The sequence below is a fragment of the Ruegeria sp. HKCCSP346 genome, from assembly GCF_017872595.1.
Taxonomy (GTDB): Bacteria; Pseudomonadota; Alphaproteobacteria; order Rhodobacterales; family Rhodobacteraceae; genus Ruegeria.
The window spans coordinates 56,568-72,744 of the sequence record NZ_JAEDOT010000006.1; the positions used below are offsets into that span (position 1 = coordinate 56,568).

Here is a 16,177-nt window from a genome sequence, read left to right on the forward strand (position 1 = left end):
ATTGCCGCGTTTCTTCTGCTCCAATCAATTCGACTAACGCGCGAAACCCGGTAGAAGCTCAAAATTTCCCTACGAAATCAATATTTAGCCCAACTTTCGCCATCCATGCGAACCAGTTACAGGCCAGCCTGTTGTTGGCACTGACGCGACGTATTTGGAGATAAGCACATGTTAAGGTTCCTTAATCAGTTCAAATCTGACGAAGCAGGAGCGGTGACAGTTGACTGGGTGGTGTTGACCGCAGTGGTCATAGGATTGTCAGGCGCGACCTACCTTGTAATAAGCTCAAGCGTCGACAGCATGGGCGGCAATATCAACGGGGCCATGAACAGCGCCGTCGTCAGCACCGGCTCGAATACTGCGCCGTCTGGTATTATCACGGCGGGAACTGCCGGCGGCGGAAACTAAGTCGCGGCTGATGCGCGCTCTGGCTGGTTTCCAAAAACGTCTTGCTTAACCGTTTCGAAGCAAAGCGCTGCGCCCGTTGGGTGCAGCGTTGTTTTGTTGCGCTCGGTCCGTTGGCAATCGTGGGAGGTAACAATAACCATGCGGAATTGTGCGGAAGAAGGCGCGGAAATCTGTCAATCAGGCATTTTTGTCCCACATTTCGACACAATTTGCGGTTAGCAAATAGGCTGTTTCAATGTGGTTCCTTGGCCGCTAAGTATTCGACCAAACAAAAGAATGAGGTACACGCATGCGAGCAGTTTTCGGACTTGTCCTGATTGTCGGCGTTGCTCTGGCCGGGGGCGCCGTTTACATGGCACGCAACTATATTTCGGCTTATCAAAGCGAACTGGCACGGCAGAAACAAGCGGCAGAAGAAGCGCTGGCCAATGCCAAAGTCGATGTCATTCCGACGGTAACTGTTTACGTTTCAAATCGTCCTCTAAAATACGGTGAACGCCTGACGCAGGAAGACGTACGCGCTGTAGACTGGCCGGAAAACGCGATTCCCGAAGGTACGTTCTCTGATCTCACTGCCCTGTTTCCCGAAAGTGGCGCCAATGAGCGATATATTCTGAGAACCATGGAAAAAGACGAGGCGATTATGGAGGTCAAGATCACGCGTCCAGGCGAATCGGCTGGCCTAACATCTCGACTTGAAAAAGGTATGCGCGCCTTTGCAATCAGCGTCGACGTGGCCTCTGGTGTTTCAGGCTTCCTGCGCCCCGGCGACAATGTCGACATCTACTGGACCGGATCAAGCGGCACCGTCGAGGGCAACACCGGCGGCATCACCAAGCTGATCGAAACCAATGTTCAACTCATCGCGGTCGACCAGACCGCTGGTTCGGACGTCGCAAGCGCAACGATTGCACGCACAGTCACGGTCGCAGCCACGCCGGAACAGGTCGCAGCACTCGCGCAGGCCCAGAACACCGGGCGTCTTTCCCTAGCTTTGGTTGGGGTGCAGGATGACTCAGTTGCGTCGGCAATCGAGGTGGATCAGCGCAAACTGCTTGGAATAACGGCAGCCGCTCCGGAACCGAAGGAAGAGGTTGAACAGGTCTGCACGACGCGCATCAGACGCGGTGGCGAGATTGTCAACGTGCCTATCCCCTGTACAAATTGACGCCAAATCAGAGTGTTACAAGATCGGAGCCGCATCTCAGATGCGGCTCTTTTCTTGTTGTTGTTGCCAATTCTCCACATAAGGAAAATTCCAGAAACCATTGATTATTGCAATAAATTCGGATTTCGCGCAGTCTCTTTGCACATAGGGCATAAGACCCAAAAAACGAGGCGTGATCGGAGAGGCAGGTCACATGACAATACGTTCCTGGATCAGCGCAACCCTGCTGGGGTTGTCGCTTTTTATGGGCCCGGTCGGCGATGCCGCCTGGGCTGAATCCCTTCGCGTGGTAAAAAAGGGCACAGTGGAAACGCTGGAAGTTCCGATGAACCGCGCGATTGTTGTGGAAAGCGAACAACCTTTCGCAGAGCTCAGCATTGCCAATGCCGGCATTGCAGACATCTCATCGTTGTCCGAGCGCACGATCTATGTTCTGGGCAAGGCCCCGGGCCTGACCACGCTGACACTGTTTGACGGCGCAGGCAATCTTTTGGCCAATGTCCGCGTCCGGGTCGCACCAGATGTTACGGAATTCAAGGAACGTCTGCGTCAAATCCTGCCCAATGAACCCATCGAGGTTCGCACAGCGAATGATGGCATTGTTTTGTCCGGTACGATCTCCAGCTCGGCCAAACTGGCCCGCGCACTTGAATTGGCTGAACGGTACGCGCCCGAACGTGTATCGAACCTGATGTCTGTGGGTGGCGTCCAGCAGGTCATGCTGAAAGTTCGCTTTGCCGAGATGAACCGCTCGGTCGCTAAAGAGCTTTCTTCAACGCTTTCAGTTGCGGGCACTGATTTTGTCGGTGGTTTCAATCCGCAGAACCTTGTTCCCCCTGTCACAGTGGAAAATGGTGTCTTGTTGTTTGGCTTCGGGGTCGGATCCGCACAAGTCAACTTACTTTTGCAAGCCCTCGAGTCGAAGGGCCTTGTTCGCAACCTTGCCGAACCGAACCTTTCAGCCCTGTCCGGTCAGGAAGCAACGTTTCTGGCTGGTGGTGAAGTTCCGATTCCGGTGCCGCAAGACGACGGTGTCGTGGCAATCGAGTACAAACCCTTCGGTGTGAATATGAACTTCATTCCTCGGGTTGTGGACGGCGACCTGATCAATCTGGAAATGGGCACCTCGGTTTCGAGCATCGACACCAGCACCAACTTCACGATCAATGGAGACACCGTTCCCAGCTTTATCGTGCGGGAAGCCAAGACCACAATAGAACTGCGCGACGGGGAAAGCTTTGCCATCGCCGGACTGCTTCAGGACAACTTTGTGGACCAAGTCAACCAAGTGCCGTGGCTGGGAGATGTGCCGGTTCTGGGGTCCTTGTTCCGCAGCGCTGATTACCAGCGTGAACAAAGTGAACTTGTCATCATCATCACGGCGCATCTAGTTTCACCGACTCGAGGCGAAACTCTTGCGCTTCCAACCGATCGGGTCAAACCGCCCAGCGAATTCGACCTGTTCGTGAACGGTCGGGTGGCGCGCACACAGCGCGCGGGCGCCGGCGGAGCGTCTGAGGTTGCCAAACAGAGCTTCGGCAGCTCGTACGGCTACGTCCTAGATTGATCAGGAGGATAGGACCAATGCAGAAGTGGATCATCACACTGGGTCTTACGGTCGCCGTTGCCGCATGTACGCGCGAGGTCGGATACGAGATCGATGCCGGAACCTTTGGAAACGCGACATTGAACAATATCCAGGTTCAAAACGGCGAGTTGACCTATGCTCAGATTCTCGGTCGCAGATTTGCCGCGGATGTGCCCAGCCAAGTGAACTTTGCCTTCAACAGTTCGCAACTGGACGCATCAGCGCAAAGCATACTGTTGCAGCAGGCTGACTGGATCAAACAGTTCCCCGAAGCCAGGTTCCGGGTTTACGGACATACAGATGCCGTTGGGTCGACCAGCTACAACAAAAGCCTTGGGCTACGCCGCGCGCAGGCCGTCGTTGCGTTCCTTGAACGGCAAGGCATCTCGCGTTCACGACTTGAAGCCGTTGTATCCTTTGGGAAAACGCAGCCGTTGATCGCGACACCGAATCGGGATCGCCGCAACCGCCGGACGGTAACGGAAGTTTCTGGCTTTGTTGACCGTCACCCGCAACTGCTCGACGGTAAATACGCGAACATTATCTATCGCGAATACGTTGAAAGTGCGACGTGGAAGACCGTGATTGAGAATGTATCATCAACAGATACGGCCAACTAGTGCCGCCGGAAGCGGTGGATAATACGTTTGAAATGGGCGACATCGTCGCCCATTTCCCTACAATTGGTTCTTTTGCGCCCAATTCTCGCCCAACTTCAAAGCAACATTGTGAACAATAGGGTGACCTGCGGCCAAATTTGACCGTATTGGGGCGACAGCACATCAATCTGGCGGATTTCGTTCATATGACATGCTGAGCCCTCACGACGAGGATAGTGTTTATGACCAGCGCGACGCCGCAAGACGACAATACTGCAATCTTGGCCTGCACCATCAGTCGGGATGTTCAGAATTTCGACCTTCTGATCGAAGACATGGAAGCCATCTTGGGCGAACGCTGGGGAGATCTGGGATTTGCAGAAGCGTTGGCCTTTTTCAGCCAACCCGAAGCTGAAACGCTGGAATTCGTAGCACTGGCGATCGACGGAGAAGACGAAGACAACCTTTCTCTGCTAGGTGAGATAATCACTCAAGCCAATGAAAAGAAAGTAAAAGTTGTTCTGATCGCCGAGGATGTTACTCCGGCATCCCTGCACCAACTGCTGCGCAAGGGTGCTGACGAGTTCGTGCCCTATCCTCTTCCCGAAGGCGAATTGCAGGAAGCCATCGAGCGAATGAAGCAGCCCGACCCGGTTGCCGTTGCGCAAGCAGCCGCCGTTCCTTTGGCCGGCGGCGCGTCCAAGGAAGGCGCACTGTTTGTCGTTCAGGGCCTGGCAGGTGGCGTCGGCGCAACGACACTGGCCGTAAACCTGGCCTGGGAACTGGCCTGTGCCTCGGACAAAGACGCGCCGACTGTGTGTCTGATCGATCTGGACCTGCAATACGGGACTGTTTCCACCTATCTGGATCTGCCGCGACGAGAGACCGTGTTTGAAATGCTGTCGGATACCGATGCGATGGACAGCGAAGTATTCTCGCAAGCCCTTCAAACATATGAAGAAAAGCTTCAGGTTTTGACCGCACCCTCCGACATGGTGCCACTGGACTTGATCACCCCGGAAGACATTCAGCGCGTGATCGACATGGCGCGCGCGCATTTCGACTATGTCATTGTCGACATGCCAAAAACGCTGGTCCTGTGGTCGGAAACAGTTTTGCAGGCCGCCCATGTGTATTTCGCCCTGATCGAGCTGGACATGCGGTCCGCCCAGAATGCCCTGCGCCTGAAACGTGCATTGCAGGCAGAGGAGCTACCATTCAACAAGCTGCGTTTTGCGTTGAACCGCGCGCCGAAATTTACCGATCTGAACGGGAAAAGCCGCGTGAAACGCATGGGGGAAAGCCTTGGAATCTCCATCGACCTTCTGCTGCCTGATGGTGGCAAACCGGTCATGCAAAGTGGGGATCATGGTCTGCCTCTGGCAAATGCGGCCGCCAAGAACCCTTTGCGCCGCGAAATCGCAAAGCTGGCGAAGTCGCTCCACAGCCTCGGCAGCAGTGCCGAAGAAGCTGCGTAAACATCATCCCAAGGGGGGATAAGCCGTGTTTTCAAGATACAAAAAGCAACCCGCAGCGCAGCCCGTCAAAACGCCGGCACAACCGGCTGAAACAGCGGCGTCTTCTGCACAGGCGACACCTGTCGCGACTGCGGTGGCACGCAAACCCGTGAAAAAGATTGCAGGTGAGGTCACAAGTTCAGACAAAGACCGCAAACGCAAGGAGCGGTTGGGTGAGATCAAGATCGAACTGCACCGCGAACTGCTGGAGAACCTGAACCTGGCCGCGCTGGAAAACGCCGGCGAAGCCGAGTTGCGCGCTGAAATCAGTGCTATCGCCAGTGAAGTTCTGGAAACACGAAACATTGTTCTGAACCGCGAAGACCGGTCCCAACTGAACAAGGAACTGTATGACGAGGTGACGGGCCTTGGCCCGCTCGAGGCGCTGCTTCAGGACGATTCGGTCAACGATATTCTGGTGAATGGTCCACAACAGATTTTTGTGGAACGTGCCGGCAAGCTGGAACTCAGCGACATTACCTTTAAAGATGAAAAGCACCTGATGCGGATCATCGACAAGATCGTGTCCGCCGTGGGCCGCCGCGTCGATGAATCCAACCCGTATGTTGACGCCCGTCTGGCCGATGGATCGCGTTTCAATGCCATGGTGCCTCCGATCGCGGTGGACGGATCGCTTGTTTCCATTCGTAAATTCAAGAAAGACAAGCTGGGTATTGACGACCTGGTCAATTTCGGTGCGTTCACCGAAGAAATGGCCGCCTATTTGCAGGCCGCCGTGTCCACGCGACTGAATATCATCGTTTCCGGGGGTACGGGTTCGGGTAAAACAACCACGCTCAACGCCTTGTCCAGCTTCATCGACGATGCCGAGCGGATCCTGACCATCGAGGACACGGCTGAACTTCAACTGCAACAGACGCATGTGGGTCGGATGGAAAGCCGCCCGCCCAACGTGGAAGGCAAAGGTGAAGTCAGCCCGCGCGACTGTCTGAAGAACGCCCTGCGTATGCGTCCTGACCGTATCATCGTGGGTGAGACACGCGGCGCCGAGGTCATCGACATGTTGCAGGCCATGAACACCGGTCACGACGGATCAATGACCACGATTCACGCCAACTCGGCCCGTGACGGCATTTCACGTCTGGAAAACATGATCGCGATGGCCGGGATCGAAATGCCGATCAAGGCGGTACGCAGTCAGATCGCCTCGGCTGTGAACCTGATCGTGCAGGCCAGCCGCCTACAGGACGGTTCGCGCCGGATGACCTCGATCACCGAGATCACCGGGATGGAAGGGGACGTGATTTCCATGCAGGAAATCTTTCGTTTTCAACGCGTTGGCCTGACACCAGACAACAAGATCATCGGGCATTTCACCGCCACTGGCGTCCGGAGCCACTATTCGGAACGGTTCCGTCTATGGGGCTTTGACTTGCCAGCGTCCATCTACGACCCAACCACAATGTAGGAGAACCGGGTATGCAATTGCCTATGGAGGCGATCATTTATGTCGCCATCTTTGTGGGGGTCCTTGCCTTGGTCGAGGGCATCTATCTTGTCGCCTTCGGCAAGTCCATTAGCCTGAACAGCCGCGTCAACCGGCGCCTGGATATGCTGGAAAAGGGTGCCGGACGCGAACAGGTGCTGGAGCAGCTGCGCAAAGAGATGCAGCAGCATATGAAATCGCAAAGCATTCCTCTGTATTCACTTCTTGCTGACAAGGCGCAAAAGGCTGCAATCGCGTTCTCTCCACGTCAATTGATCATGATCATGGGTCTGGTATCAGCCATGGCCTTTGTCGGTTTGAGCATTGGCACCGCTACGGACACGGCACTTCGTATCGTTGTTTCCATCGCGATCGGCATCGGCGGCGTTTACGCCTGGGTAAACCACAAGGCCAAGAAACGCATGGGAATGATCGAAGAACAACTGCCCGATGCGGTTGAGCTGATGGTACGATCTCTGCGTGTTGGCAATCCATTTGTGTCGACGATTCAGGTGGTTGCAAACGAAGTTCAGGATCCGCTGGGAACCGAATTTGGCGTTATCGCTGATGAATGTGCCTATGGTCGCGATGTGGGCGAGGCGCTGAAGGACATGGCTGAGCGTCTGGACATGCAGGATATGCGCTTTCTTGCCGTAGCCGTGGGTATTCAGCAGCAATCTGGCGGCAACCTGGCCGAAATTCTGGCCGGATTGGCAAAGGTGATCCGCGCCCGTTTTCGCCTGTTCCGTCGGGTCAAGGCGATTACGGCCGAGGCGCAATGGTCCGGCAAGTTCCTGTCCGGGTTCCCTGTTGCCTGTCTGATTTTTATTCTGGTCAAGGACCCAGGCTATTACGACGACGTGTTGGATCACCCCTGGTTTATTCCCGCGTGTTTTGTTGTCGCGATCCTGCTGACATTGAACCTGATCGTCATGAAAATCATCACCAACATCAAGGTCTGAGGGCAGCACCATGGAAATCCTGACCAGCATCAATGACCTGTTGACCCAGCACCTGGGTGAATTCGGACCGCTTATCGTTGTCGGCGTACTTGGCCTGCTTATGGTTCTGGTCGCTGTCACACTGATGATGAAGCAGCCGGAAGACCCCCTGAAGAAACTGCAAAGATCGAATGCGGCTCCTCCAAAGCAGAAAAAAGGGAAGAAAGAGCAGCTTCGAAACTCGAGCCGAAACGAACAGCTTGAGAAGTTTGCAACTTTCCTCGAGCCCAAGAACGAGGAAGAATACTCGGCCGTCGAGCTGAAGCTGCGCCAGGCGGGCTACAGGTCGAAGGATTCGGTTCGGTTCTTCCACTTTGCGCAGTTTTCCTTGGGGATCCTTGGTATTTTCATTGGTGTTCTGCTGGTCACGGTTTTTTCCGGCGGCCAGGAATTTACCGGAACACAGATGATGATCCGGGTGCTTGTCCCCGGCGCGATCGGCTATTTCGCACCCAAATACTGGATCACGCGACGGGTCGAAGAGCGGAAGGAAGCGATCACCGCCGGTTTTCCCGATACGCTTGATCTGATGCTGGTCTGCGTCGAGGCCGGTCAATCGCTGGATCAGGCCATCGTTCGCGTGGCCAGTGAAATGAGCGCGTCTTATCCGGATATCGCGCAGGAATTCGAAACCGTCGCGTATGAAATGAAGGCCGGCAAGGACAAGGATACCGTCCTGCGCGACTTCGGCGTGCGCTGTGGCGTTCAGGACGTGAACTCTTTTGTCACCGTCATGATCCAATCGGCAACATTTGGTACATCAATCGCCGAGGCGTTGCGGGTTTACGCCGGTGAGATGCGCGACAAACGCGTGATGCGCGCCGAGGAGGCCGCGAACAAGTTGCCGACCAAGATGACTCTTGTCACAATGATGCTGACGGTTCCACCGCTGCTGATTATTCTGGTTGGCCCGTCGGCAAATGTTATTTCGAGTTTTGGACGCTAGGTCGGATAGAGCCATATGAAAGCTGAATTCAGGTGCTTCCCTTCCGGGTTTCGCCTAATGTTCCGGGCCACCATGGTTTTTGCCATGGTGGCTTCTTGTACAGAAGGCCTGTCACCCAACGGTTTGGATGCACCGGGAGTTGACACCAAAGGTCAGGCCGAGGACAGCATCGAGGTCGGAAACAGATTGATGGCCGCCGGAGAATACGAACTGGCGCTTCAAACCTTTACCCGGGCCGCGCTGGAACAGGGTATGACGCCCCAGGTCCTGACGTCTCTGGGTACCGCAAATGTGGGGCTACGCCGCTTGGGACAGGCCGAAAAACTTCTGCGCAGAGCCGTCGAAGACGACACGGACTGGCCGGTGGCCTGGAACAATCTGGGTGTCCTGCTGATGGAAAAACAGGAATACCCCGAGGCCGCGCAAGTGTTTCAGCGTGCCTATGCGCTGGACAATGGCGAAAGTGACGCAATCCGGGACAATCTGCGCTTAGCACTCGCAAAAATGGAAAATCCTGTTAATAATACCCCACAAGAACAACAAGAATACACACTGGAGCAGCTTGGCGACGGGCAATTCACGCTACGCAAGATCCAGTAATTGAGGCGAGAGCAGTAAAGGACGCAAAAAATGCGCCAGCAATTCTTGATTCCGAGTGTTGTTATCAGTGGTCTGATCCTTTCGGCCTGTGCAAAGGAAACCGAAGAGGAAAAGGTTGAACGAACGTTTCAGGAAGTGAACGTCATTGACGAAACAAACCTGAGCGATGTGCTTCTGAGCGCCGCAGATCCAAACGAAGCGGTGACCTATTTCCACGGCGCAGCGCTCAAGAACCCGGACCGGATCGATCTTCAGCGCGGACTGGCAATTTCTTTGGGCCGTGCCAAACGCACGACCGAGGCCGTGACCGCATGGAAGCGCGTCACAACGATGAAGGGCACGAACGCCGCGGACAAGGTTGAATACGCGGACGCATTGGTCCGAAACGGCGACTGGTCGCAGGCGAAAACCGTTCTAGATTCGGTTCCCCCAACCTTTGAAACCTTCAAACGGTATCGCCTCGAGGCAGTCGTTGCGGATTCCCGGAAAGAGTGGAAACGCGCGGATCATTTCTATGAAACCGCTGTCGGGCTGACGACACGTCCGGGCAGTGTGATGAACAACTGGGGATATTCCAAACTGACCCGCGGCGAATATGCCGAAGCGGAGCGGTTGTTCTCGGAAGCGATCCGTCAGGACAACTCGCTGTTTACTGCCAAGAACAACCTGGTTTTGGCCCGATCAGCGCAAGGCAACTATAGCCTGCCAGTCGTCCCGATGACTCAGGTCGAGCGAGCGCGTCTGCTCAACACGATGGGTATTTCGGCAGTCAAACAGGGCGATATAACCACCGCCAAGAACCTTTTCCGCGAAGCCATTTCAACCCACCCGCAGCATTTCGACGAGGCGGTCCGCTCGCTTCGGGCGCTTGAAGGGGCCTGACACATGCAAATACCCGCAGTGGCAGCGGCCTGGTTTCTGCCGTTTGTGCTGCCGATCTGCTTTTACGTGGCCTTCACGGATATGCGTGAGATGCGGATCAAGAACCATGCAGTCCTTGCGCTGACGCTGGTTTACATCGTGATAGGACTGATCGCCATCCCGCCCTGGTCTACAGGCAGTGTCGGCGGCAACCTGGGGCCGATCACCGTGTCTATGCCGGTCTATTTCCGGCAACTGCTGCATATCGTCGTGGTTTTGGTCATTGGTATCTTCCTGAACGCCGCGGGCACCATGGGCGCTGGCGATGCCAAGTTTCTGGCCGCCGCATCGGCGTTTGTCTGGCTGGGCGATCTGCGAATTATGCTTATGATCCTGACCGCCTGTATTCTGGCTTCCGTGGTCACTCATCGTTTGGCCAAGATCACAAGGCTGCGCACGATCGCGCCGCATTGGGAAAGCTGGAGCCGGGGCAAACAGTTTCCGATGGGTTTCGCCTTGGGCGGATCATTGGCGATGTACCTGATTCTGGGCACTGTTCTCGGATCGTAAACTATCATCAGCGCGCCTTGCCGCTGCCTTTGTCCCGCCACAAAGCTGGTTCATTTTCTTCAAGACGCCCGTTTTCGGGTTCTTGGCGTGACATTTTGATGGACGAGCACCGCGCATGAATATGCAGAATTCCTCTGTTATGGCCCCCCCTGCCCCCAAAGGTCTGGGCGAAATGAAGCTTCCGCTTGTAATGATGCGGGACATTCTGCTGAAGACGATTTTTCGCAAAAACGCGAGCACGGTATCAGAAGTCGCCGAAGCCATCTGTCTGCCTGGTTCGGTAACACAGGAACTGGTCGATATCGCGCGCGATCAGAAACTGCTTGAAGCGACCGGGACACTGAACGCCAATAGCGGCAATGAGATGGGATATCAGCTGACCGATGCAGGCAAGGCCCGTGCGCTGGATGCGCTGAGCCAATCCGAATATTTCGGCGCAATGCCGGTGCCGTTGGATGTCTATCGCGAGCAGGTCAAACGCCAGTCGATCCGAAATATTCAGGTCACGCGAGAGCAACTGGTTGGCGCAATGGGTCATCTGGTTCTGCCCGACAGCCTGCTGGACCATCTGGGCCCGGCGGTCAGTGCGGGCCGATCGATTCTGATGTACGGTCCTCCGGGCAACGGTAAATCCTCAATCTCGAACGGGATCCGGGATGCGTTGGGTGATAACGTCTATGTGCCCTACGCTATCGAATATGCGGGTCAGGTGATCACGGTCTATGACCCGATCGTGCACACGGCGATCGAACAGGAGCCGGACGACCCCAACAGCCTGCGTCGTCGCAAGCGGTTCGATTCTCGCTATGTGCAATGCGAACGCCCTACCGTCGTAACCGGTGGTGAGCTCTCGCTCAGTATGTTGGATCTGGTCTACAATCCGACCGCCCGAACCTATCAGGCCCCCTTGCAGCTGAAATCCACCGGTGGCATTTTCATCGTTGATGACCTTGGCCGTCAGGCCGAACCGCCGCAGGCGCTGGTCAACCGTTGGATTGTCCCGCTTGAAGAAAACAAGGATATCCTCGGCCTTCAATCAGGTGAAAAGTTCGAAGTTCCGTTTGACACGCTGGTCATCTTCTCGACCAACTTCCACCCCAATGAGATCTTCGACCAAGCGGCCTTGCGCCGGATCTTCTTCAAGATCAAGATTGACGGCCCCAATCAGGAGAACTTCCTGAAAATCTTTGCCATGGTGGCCCGCAAACGAGGTATGCCGCTGGATGAGGCGGCATTGGTGCACCTGTTGAAGGTCAAGTACCCGACCATCAACAATATTTATGCCAACTACCAACCGATCTTCCTGATCGATCAGATGATCTCGATCTGCGAGTTCGAAGGCATCCCTTATCAGATGAGCCCGGACCTGATTGACCGTGCCTGGGCCAACATGTTCGTAAAAGACGAGAAAATCGTCAAATAACGCCGTGCCAATCCCTCCTCCGGGCGGGTAATCTGCAACCATGACGCAGATTCCCGCTCGGATTGGTACGTGGTTCTCCTCCAAAGGTTGGTCCATCCACCCACATCAGAAAGAAATGTTCGACCGGGCGAAGGAACCGGCAACCCTGCTGATCGCCCCAACCGGTGGCGGCAAGACCATGGCCGGATTTCTGCCTTCCCTGTCCGAACTGGCCGACGGGGACCACAACGGGTTGCATACACTCTATGTCTCGCCGCTCAAGGCGCTGGCGGCGGATATCAAACGTAACCTGCGCACCCCGGTGGATGAGATCGGCCTGCCCATCCGGATCGAGGATCGCACCGGTGACACCTCGGCCACGCAGAAGAAACGCCAAAGGGCCGATCCACCCCATATCCTGCTGACCACACCGGAAAGTCTGGCACTGCTGACCTCGTACAAAGATGCGCCGCGCATGTTCGATGGGGTACAGCGGATCATCGTCGACGAAGTCCACGCGCTGGCGGAAAGCAAGCGCGGCGATCAGCTGATGCTGGCCCTGGCACGTCTTCAGCGCCTCAACCCGGGTCTGCGTCGTGTAGGCCTGTCAGCCACAGTCGAAGACCCTGCGGCAATTGCCGGCTTTCTGGCGCGCCACCCGGACGCCTGCCGGATCGTGCAGGCCGATCCCGGCCCGGACCCGGACATCCAGATGCTGGAAACAACGGAAACGCCGCCCTGGTCCGGCGGAGGCGCGGCCTATTCGATTCCGGCTGTGCTGGACCAGATCCGGCGGCACAAGACCACGCTGATCTTTCACAACACCCGCGCGCAGGCCGAAATCTACTTTCACAATCTGTGGCTGGCGAATGACGACGGCCTGCCCATCGGCATCCATCATGGCAGCCTTGACCGGCAGCAACGCGAGCGGGTCGAGGCCGCGATGGTGCGTGGCGAATTGCGCGCCATCGTCTGCACCGGCAGCCTCGATCTGGGCATTGATTGGGGCGATGTCGATTTGGTGATTCAGATCGGTGCGCCCAAGAACGTCAAGCGGCTGGTGCAAAGGATTGGTCGGGCCAACCACCGCTACAACGCGCCTTCCAAGGCGCTGCTGGTTCCTGCGAACCGTTTTGAGGTTGTCGAATGCGTCGCTGCGCTCGAGGCCGCCAAAGCCCATGACCTGGACGGAGAACCCCGAGGCCCCGGCCCCCGCGATGTGTTGTGCCAGCACATTCTGATTGCGGCCTGTGCCGGGCCCTTTGACGCTGATGATCTATATGCCGAGATGACATCCGCGGGACCTTACGCACAGTTGACCCGATCCGAATTTGACGCCTGTCTGGATTTCTGTGCCACCGGTGGCTACGCCTTGCGCGCCTATGATCGCTGGCAAAGGTTACAGCAGCGCGCCGACGGGCAATGGCAATTGCGCGATCCCCGCGCAGCGTCGCGCATTCGCATGAATTTGGGCACGATTCAGGACACGGATACACTCAAAGTTCGCCTTAGACGCAGCCGTGGCGGTAAACCGTTGGGCGAAGTCGAGGAAGCCTTTGCTGCTTCGCTGACCCCCGGCGATACCTTCCTGATCGGCGGGCAGATTGTGCGGTATGAAGGTCTGCGTGAAATGGTGGTCGAAGTCAGCCGTCGCGCCGATCGCAAACCAAAGATCGCGACCTTCTCGGGCACGAAATTTGCGACCTCAACGCAACTCAGCGACCGCATTCTGCGCATGTTCGCCCAAACTGACTGGCCGCACCTGCCTTCCCATACGGCTGATTGGCTGGACTTGCAGCGCCAAATGTCCCGCCTGCCTCAACGGGATCGTCTGCTGATCGAAAGCTTTCCAAGCGACGGGCGAGAGCATCTGTGCGTATACGGATTCGCCGGCCGCAACGCGCAACAAACACTGGGGCTGCTGCTGACCAAACGGATGGAGGAAACCGGTTTGGCGCCGCTGGGGTTTGTCGCTACAGACTATGCCACGCTGATTTGGGGTTTGGATGCGGTCACTGACCCACGCCCTTTGTTTCAACCCGAAGCGCTGCGTGACGGGCTGGACACATGGCTGGCAGGCAACGCAGTCATGAAGCGTACCTTTCGCGCTTCGGCCACGATTGCCGGTCTGATCGAACGCAACTTGGCCGGGCAACGAAAAACCGGGCGGCAAGCCACGTTTTCGTCAGATATTCTCTATGACACTTTGCTGAAATATGATCCCGATCATCTGTTGATGCAGATCACCCGCGAAGAAGCCATGCGCGGGTTGGTTGACTTCGGTCGGATCGAGGCAATGCTGGCGCGCATCGGCGACCGCATCGACCTGCTGCGTCTGGACCGCGTTTCCCCACTGGCCGCGCCGCTGTTTCTTGAGGTCGGAAAGGTACCTGTCAAAGGAGCCGCCGAAGAAAGGCTGCTTGCCGAAGAAAGCGCCCGCCTGCTGGGAACCGCCGGGTTGGACCAGCTTTGAACCCCTTGCGCAAGATGTGGAATCAGGTCAAGAACGTATCATGAACGTGTGTGAATTTTCCTTTGCAGACCAGCAACTCGCTGCGTTGCCGTCTGGCGCATTATGGTGGCCGGCGCGGCGACTGCTTTGTGTTTCGGACCTGCATCTGGGAAAATCAGAACGTATGGCCCGACGGGGCGGGGCTACGCTTCCGCCTTATGACAGTCGCGAAACGCTTGACCGGCTGGCGCGCGATCTGGAACACACCAACGCCGAAACCGTCATCTGCCTGGGTGACAGCTTTGACGATCTCGAAGCGGCCCAAACCTTGCCCGACGCAGAAGGGTTGAGGATTGCGACTTTGCAGGCCGGGCGCCAATGGATCTGGATCGAAGGGAATCACGATCCCGGCCCGATCGAGATGGGGGGCTCTCATCTGGTCGAATGGCAGTGCGGTCCTCTTGTCTTTCGTCACATCGCCCTGGATCGGCCGCAAGGTGAAATTTCAGGCCATTTTCATCCGAAAGCACAGATTCGGACAAAAGGAAGGCACATTTCCCGGCCCGCCTTTCTGCTGGACAGAAACCGGCTGATCCTGCCTGCCTACGGAACTTACACCGGGGGGTTGCGCAGTTCGGATCGGGCACTTTCCGATCTCATGAGCTCGGACGCAATGGCCATTCTAACGGGTCCGCAACCACAGATGATCCCAATGCCGCGTTGAGTTCAGATCAACCCGTCTTCTTCCAACTTCGGTTTGTACTTGCGGCTTACTGGAACCAGATCGCCGTTCATCAGGCGCAAAAAGGTTTTACCCGCTTTTTTTTCAAGCCCAACAATGGACGCGTCTACCACCCAATGTGACCGGTGCGAACAGTGCCCGGGGACCGGTTCCATCTCGGCAATTGCGTCCGTAAAGCGCGAGCGGACCGTGAACGTGCCTTCTGAAGTGACAATATCCACATTGTGGTCCCTGACCGTCAAACGATGGATTTGACCATCGAAGTCAGGCGGCAGACGCCTGATCAGGCGCGGCTTCTCGGCGTCCGGGGTCGAGGCCATCAATGGGTTCAGATCATTGCGTTGCACAAGAACCAAACCCGTTGCAAACAGGACCCCATATACCGCTACGGTCTGGGCGCCAGGTACTATGTGGCCCCCGCACGTGAACAGGACCCACGCTAATATCCAAAGGGACGGCGTGAACAGAACCAGGATCAGTGCCGCGAATGCCAGATCACGGACGGGAACATTCAACAGAACAGGGTTTTTCTGCATCAGCTTGCGCGCCAAACCGGTGACTGTCAGGGCAAGGACCATCACCCCGGTCCAGAAAAGAAGACGCAAACCGAAGCTCAGATCCGCAACCAGAAACGGAGGAAACGCGTAGGCAAGCAAGGGAAGAAAGACAAGGCCCGCCGTCACTCGCTGTGGGGTACAAGCATTCCGAATAGTGTTAATCCCAGACGTCATACCGCTTTTGTGCATGACTCAACAAAATTCAACCTTAGCACGACACGCACTGATGCACCTTACCTGTAACCAACTGGGAATACTGGGATATCACGATTTCTTAAGCTGTCAAACCCATTCAGGGCAAAATGGCTACAGCGTGCAA

At 56.2% G+C, this 16,177-nt stretch carries 15 protein-coding genes; 14 read left to right on the plus strand and 1 reads right to left on the minus strand.

Going from position 1 to position 16,177, the window contains the following annotated elements:
- Positions 1–168 precede the first annotated feature (168 nt).
- The 14 genes from I9185_RS15690 (at position 169) to pdeM (ending at position 15,283) form a co-directional block, all read left to right on the plus strand.
- Entirely contained in the window at positions 169–408 is a 240-nt protein-coding gene (locus I9185_RS15690) for a hypothetical protein (protein ID WP_210093591.1), read from the plus strand.
- Positions 409–697: 289 nt separating this feature from the next.
- Positions 698–1,576: a Flp pilus assembly protein CpaB gene (gene cpaB / locus I9185_RS15695; protein ID WP_210093524.1), complete on the plus strand. Its 879-nt coding sequence runs from the start codon at positions 698–700 to the stop codon at positions 1,574–1,576.
- Between the two features lie 193 nt (positions 1,577–1,769).
- Positions 1,770–3,143: a type II and III secretion system protein family protein gene (locus tag I9185_RS15700; protein ID WP_171636859.1), complete on the plus strand. Its 1,374-nt coding sequence runs from the start codon at positions 1,770–1,772 to the stop codon at positions 3,141–3,143.
- A gap of 17 nt (positions 3,144–3,160) precedes the next feature.
- Positions 3,161–3,784: an OmpA family protein gene (locus I9185_RS15705; protein WP_171636857.1), complete on the plus strand. Its 624-nt coding sequence runs from the start codon at positions 3,161–3,163 to the stop codon at positions 3,782–3,784.
- A gap of 221 nt (positions 3,785–4,005) precedes the next feature.
- Entirely contained in the window at positions 4,006–5,241 is a 1,236-nt protein-coding gene (locus I9185_RS15710) for an AAA family ATPase (protein WP_152457246.1), read from the plus strand.
- 25 nt (positions 5,242–5,266) lie between these two features.
- Positions 5,267–6,709 (plus strand): CpaF family protein, encoded by a 1,443-nt coding sequence (locus tag I9185_RS15715; protein WP_171636855.1) that lies wholly within the window; start codon positions 5,267–5,269, stop codon positions 6,707–6,709.
- Positions 6,710–6,720: 11 nt separating this feature from the next.
- Positions 6,721–7,689: a type II secretion system F family protein gene (locus I9185_RS15720; protein ID WP_117869719.1), complete on the plus strand. Its 969-nt coding sequence runs from the start codon at positions 6,721–6,723 to the stop codon at positions 7,687–7,689.
- A gap of 10 nt (positions 7,690–7,699) precedes the next feature.
- Positions 7,700–8,674, plus strand: coding sequence for a type II secretion system F family protein (locus I9185_RS15725; RefSeq protein WP_171636852.1), 975 nt, complete (start codon positions 7,700–7,702; stop codon positions 8,672–8,674).
- A gap of 72 nt (positions 8,675–8,746) precedes the next feature.
- On the plus strand, positions 8,747–9,274 hold the full coding sequence (locus I9185_RS15730) for a tetratricopeptide repeat protein (RefSeq protein WP_171636958.1): 528 nt from the start codon (positions 8,747–8,749) through the stop codon (positions 9,272–9,274).
- Between the two features lie 30 nt (positions 9,275–9,304).
- A complete protein-coding gene (locus tag I9185_RS15735) occupies positions 9,305–10,156 on the plus strand; it encodes a tetratricopeptide repeat protein (protein WP_171636850.1) in 852 nt (283 codons plus the stop codon).
- Positions 10,157–10,159: 3 nt separating this feature from the next.
- Entirely contained in the window at positions 10,160–10,705 is a 546-nt protein-coding gene (locus I9185_RS15740; RefSeq protein WP_210093525.1) for a prepilin peptidase, read from the plus strand.
- 115 nt (positions 10,706–10,820) lie between these two features.
- Positions 10,821–12,128: an ATPase gene (locus I9185_RS15745; RefSeq protein ID WP_171636847.1), complete on the plus strand. Its 1,308-nt coding sequence runs from the start codon at positions 10,821–10,823 to the stop codon at positions 12,126–12,128.
- A gap of 40 nt (positions 12,129–12,168) precedes the next feature.
- Positions 12,169–14,580, plus strand: coding sequence for a ligase-associated DNA damage response DEXH box helicase (locus I9185_RS15750; protein WP_210093526.1), 2,412 nt, complete (start codon positions 12,169–12,171; stop codon positions 14,578–14,580).
- A gap of 40 nt (positions 14,581–14,620) precedes the next feature.
- A complete protein-coding gene (gene pdeM, locus I9185_RS15755; protein WP_210093527.1) occupies positions 14,621–15,283 on the plus strand; it encodes a ligase-associated DNA damage response endonuclease PdeM in 663 nt (220 codons plus the stop codon).
- A gap of 2 nt (positions 15,284–15,285) precedes the next feature.
- On the opposite strand, the gene I9185_RS15760 is transcribed toward pdeM, so the two are convergent.
- A complete protein-coding gene (locus I9185_RS15760) occupies positions 15,286–15,879 on the minus strand; it encodes a LytTR family DNA-binding domain-containing protein (RefSeq protein ID WP_245218136.1) in 594 nt (197 codons plus the stop codon).
- Positions 15,880–16,177: the final 298 nt, after the last annotated feature.

Coding starts and splice junctions, on each gene's coding strand:
- I9185_RS15745 (WP_171636847.1), top strand. CDS start 10,821: ATGAATATGCAGAATTCCTCTGTTATGGCCCCCCCTGCCCCCAAAGGT.
- I9185_RS15710 (WP_152457246.1), top strand. CDS start 4,006: ATGACCAGCGCGACGCCGCAAGACGACAATACTGCAATCTTGGCCTGC.
- I9185_RS15690 (WP_210093591.1), top strand. CDS start 169: ATGTTAAGGTTCCTTAATCAGTTCAAATCTGACGAAGCAGGAGCGGTG.
- I9185_RS15735 (WP_171636850.1), top strand. CDS start 9,305: ATGCGCCAGCAATTCTTGATTCCGAGTGTTGTTATCAGTGGTCTGATC.
- pdeM (WP_210093527.1), top strand. CDS start 14,621: ATGAACGTGTGTGAATTTTCCTTTGCAGACCAGCAACTCGCTGCGTTG.
- I9185_RS15730 (WP_171636958.1), top strand. CDS start 8,747: ATGGTTTTTGCCATGGTGGCTTCTTGTACAGAAGGCCTGTCACCCAAC.
- cpaB (WP_210093524.1), top strand. CDS start 698: ATGCGAGCAGTTTTCGGACTTGTCCTGATTGTCGGCGTTGCTCTGGCC.
- I9185_RS15740 (WP_210093525.1), top strand. CDS start 10,160: ATGCAAATACCCGCAGTGGCAGCGGCCTGGTTTCTGCCGTTTGTGCTG.
- I9185_RS15705 (WP_171636857.1), top strand. CDS start 3,161: ATGCAGAAGTGGATCATCACACTGGGTCTTACGGTCGCCGTTGCCGCA.
- I9185_RS15700 (WP_171636859.1), top strand. CDS start 1,770: ATGACAATACGTTCCTGGATCAGCGCAACCCTGCTGGGGTTGTCGCTT.
- I9185_RS15720 (WP_117869719.1), top strand. CDS start 6,721: ATGCAATTGCCTATGGAGGCGATCATTTATGTCGCCATCTTTGTGGGG.
- I9185_RS15725 (WP_171636852.1), top strand. CDS start 7,700: ATGGAAATCCTGACCAGCATCAATGACCTGTTGACCCAGCACCTGGGT.
- I9185_RS15760 (WP_245218136.1), bottom strand. CDS start 15,879: ATGGTCCTTGCCCTGACAGTCACCGGTTTGGCGCGCAAGCTGATGCAG.
- I9185_RS15750 (WP_210093526.1), top strand. CDS start 12,169: ATGACGCAGATTCCCGCTCGGATTGGTACGTGGTTCTCCTCCAAAGGT.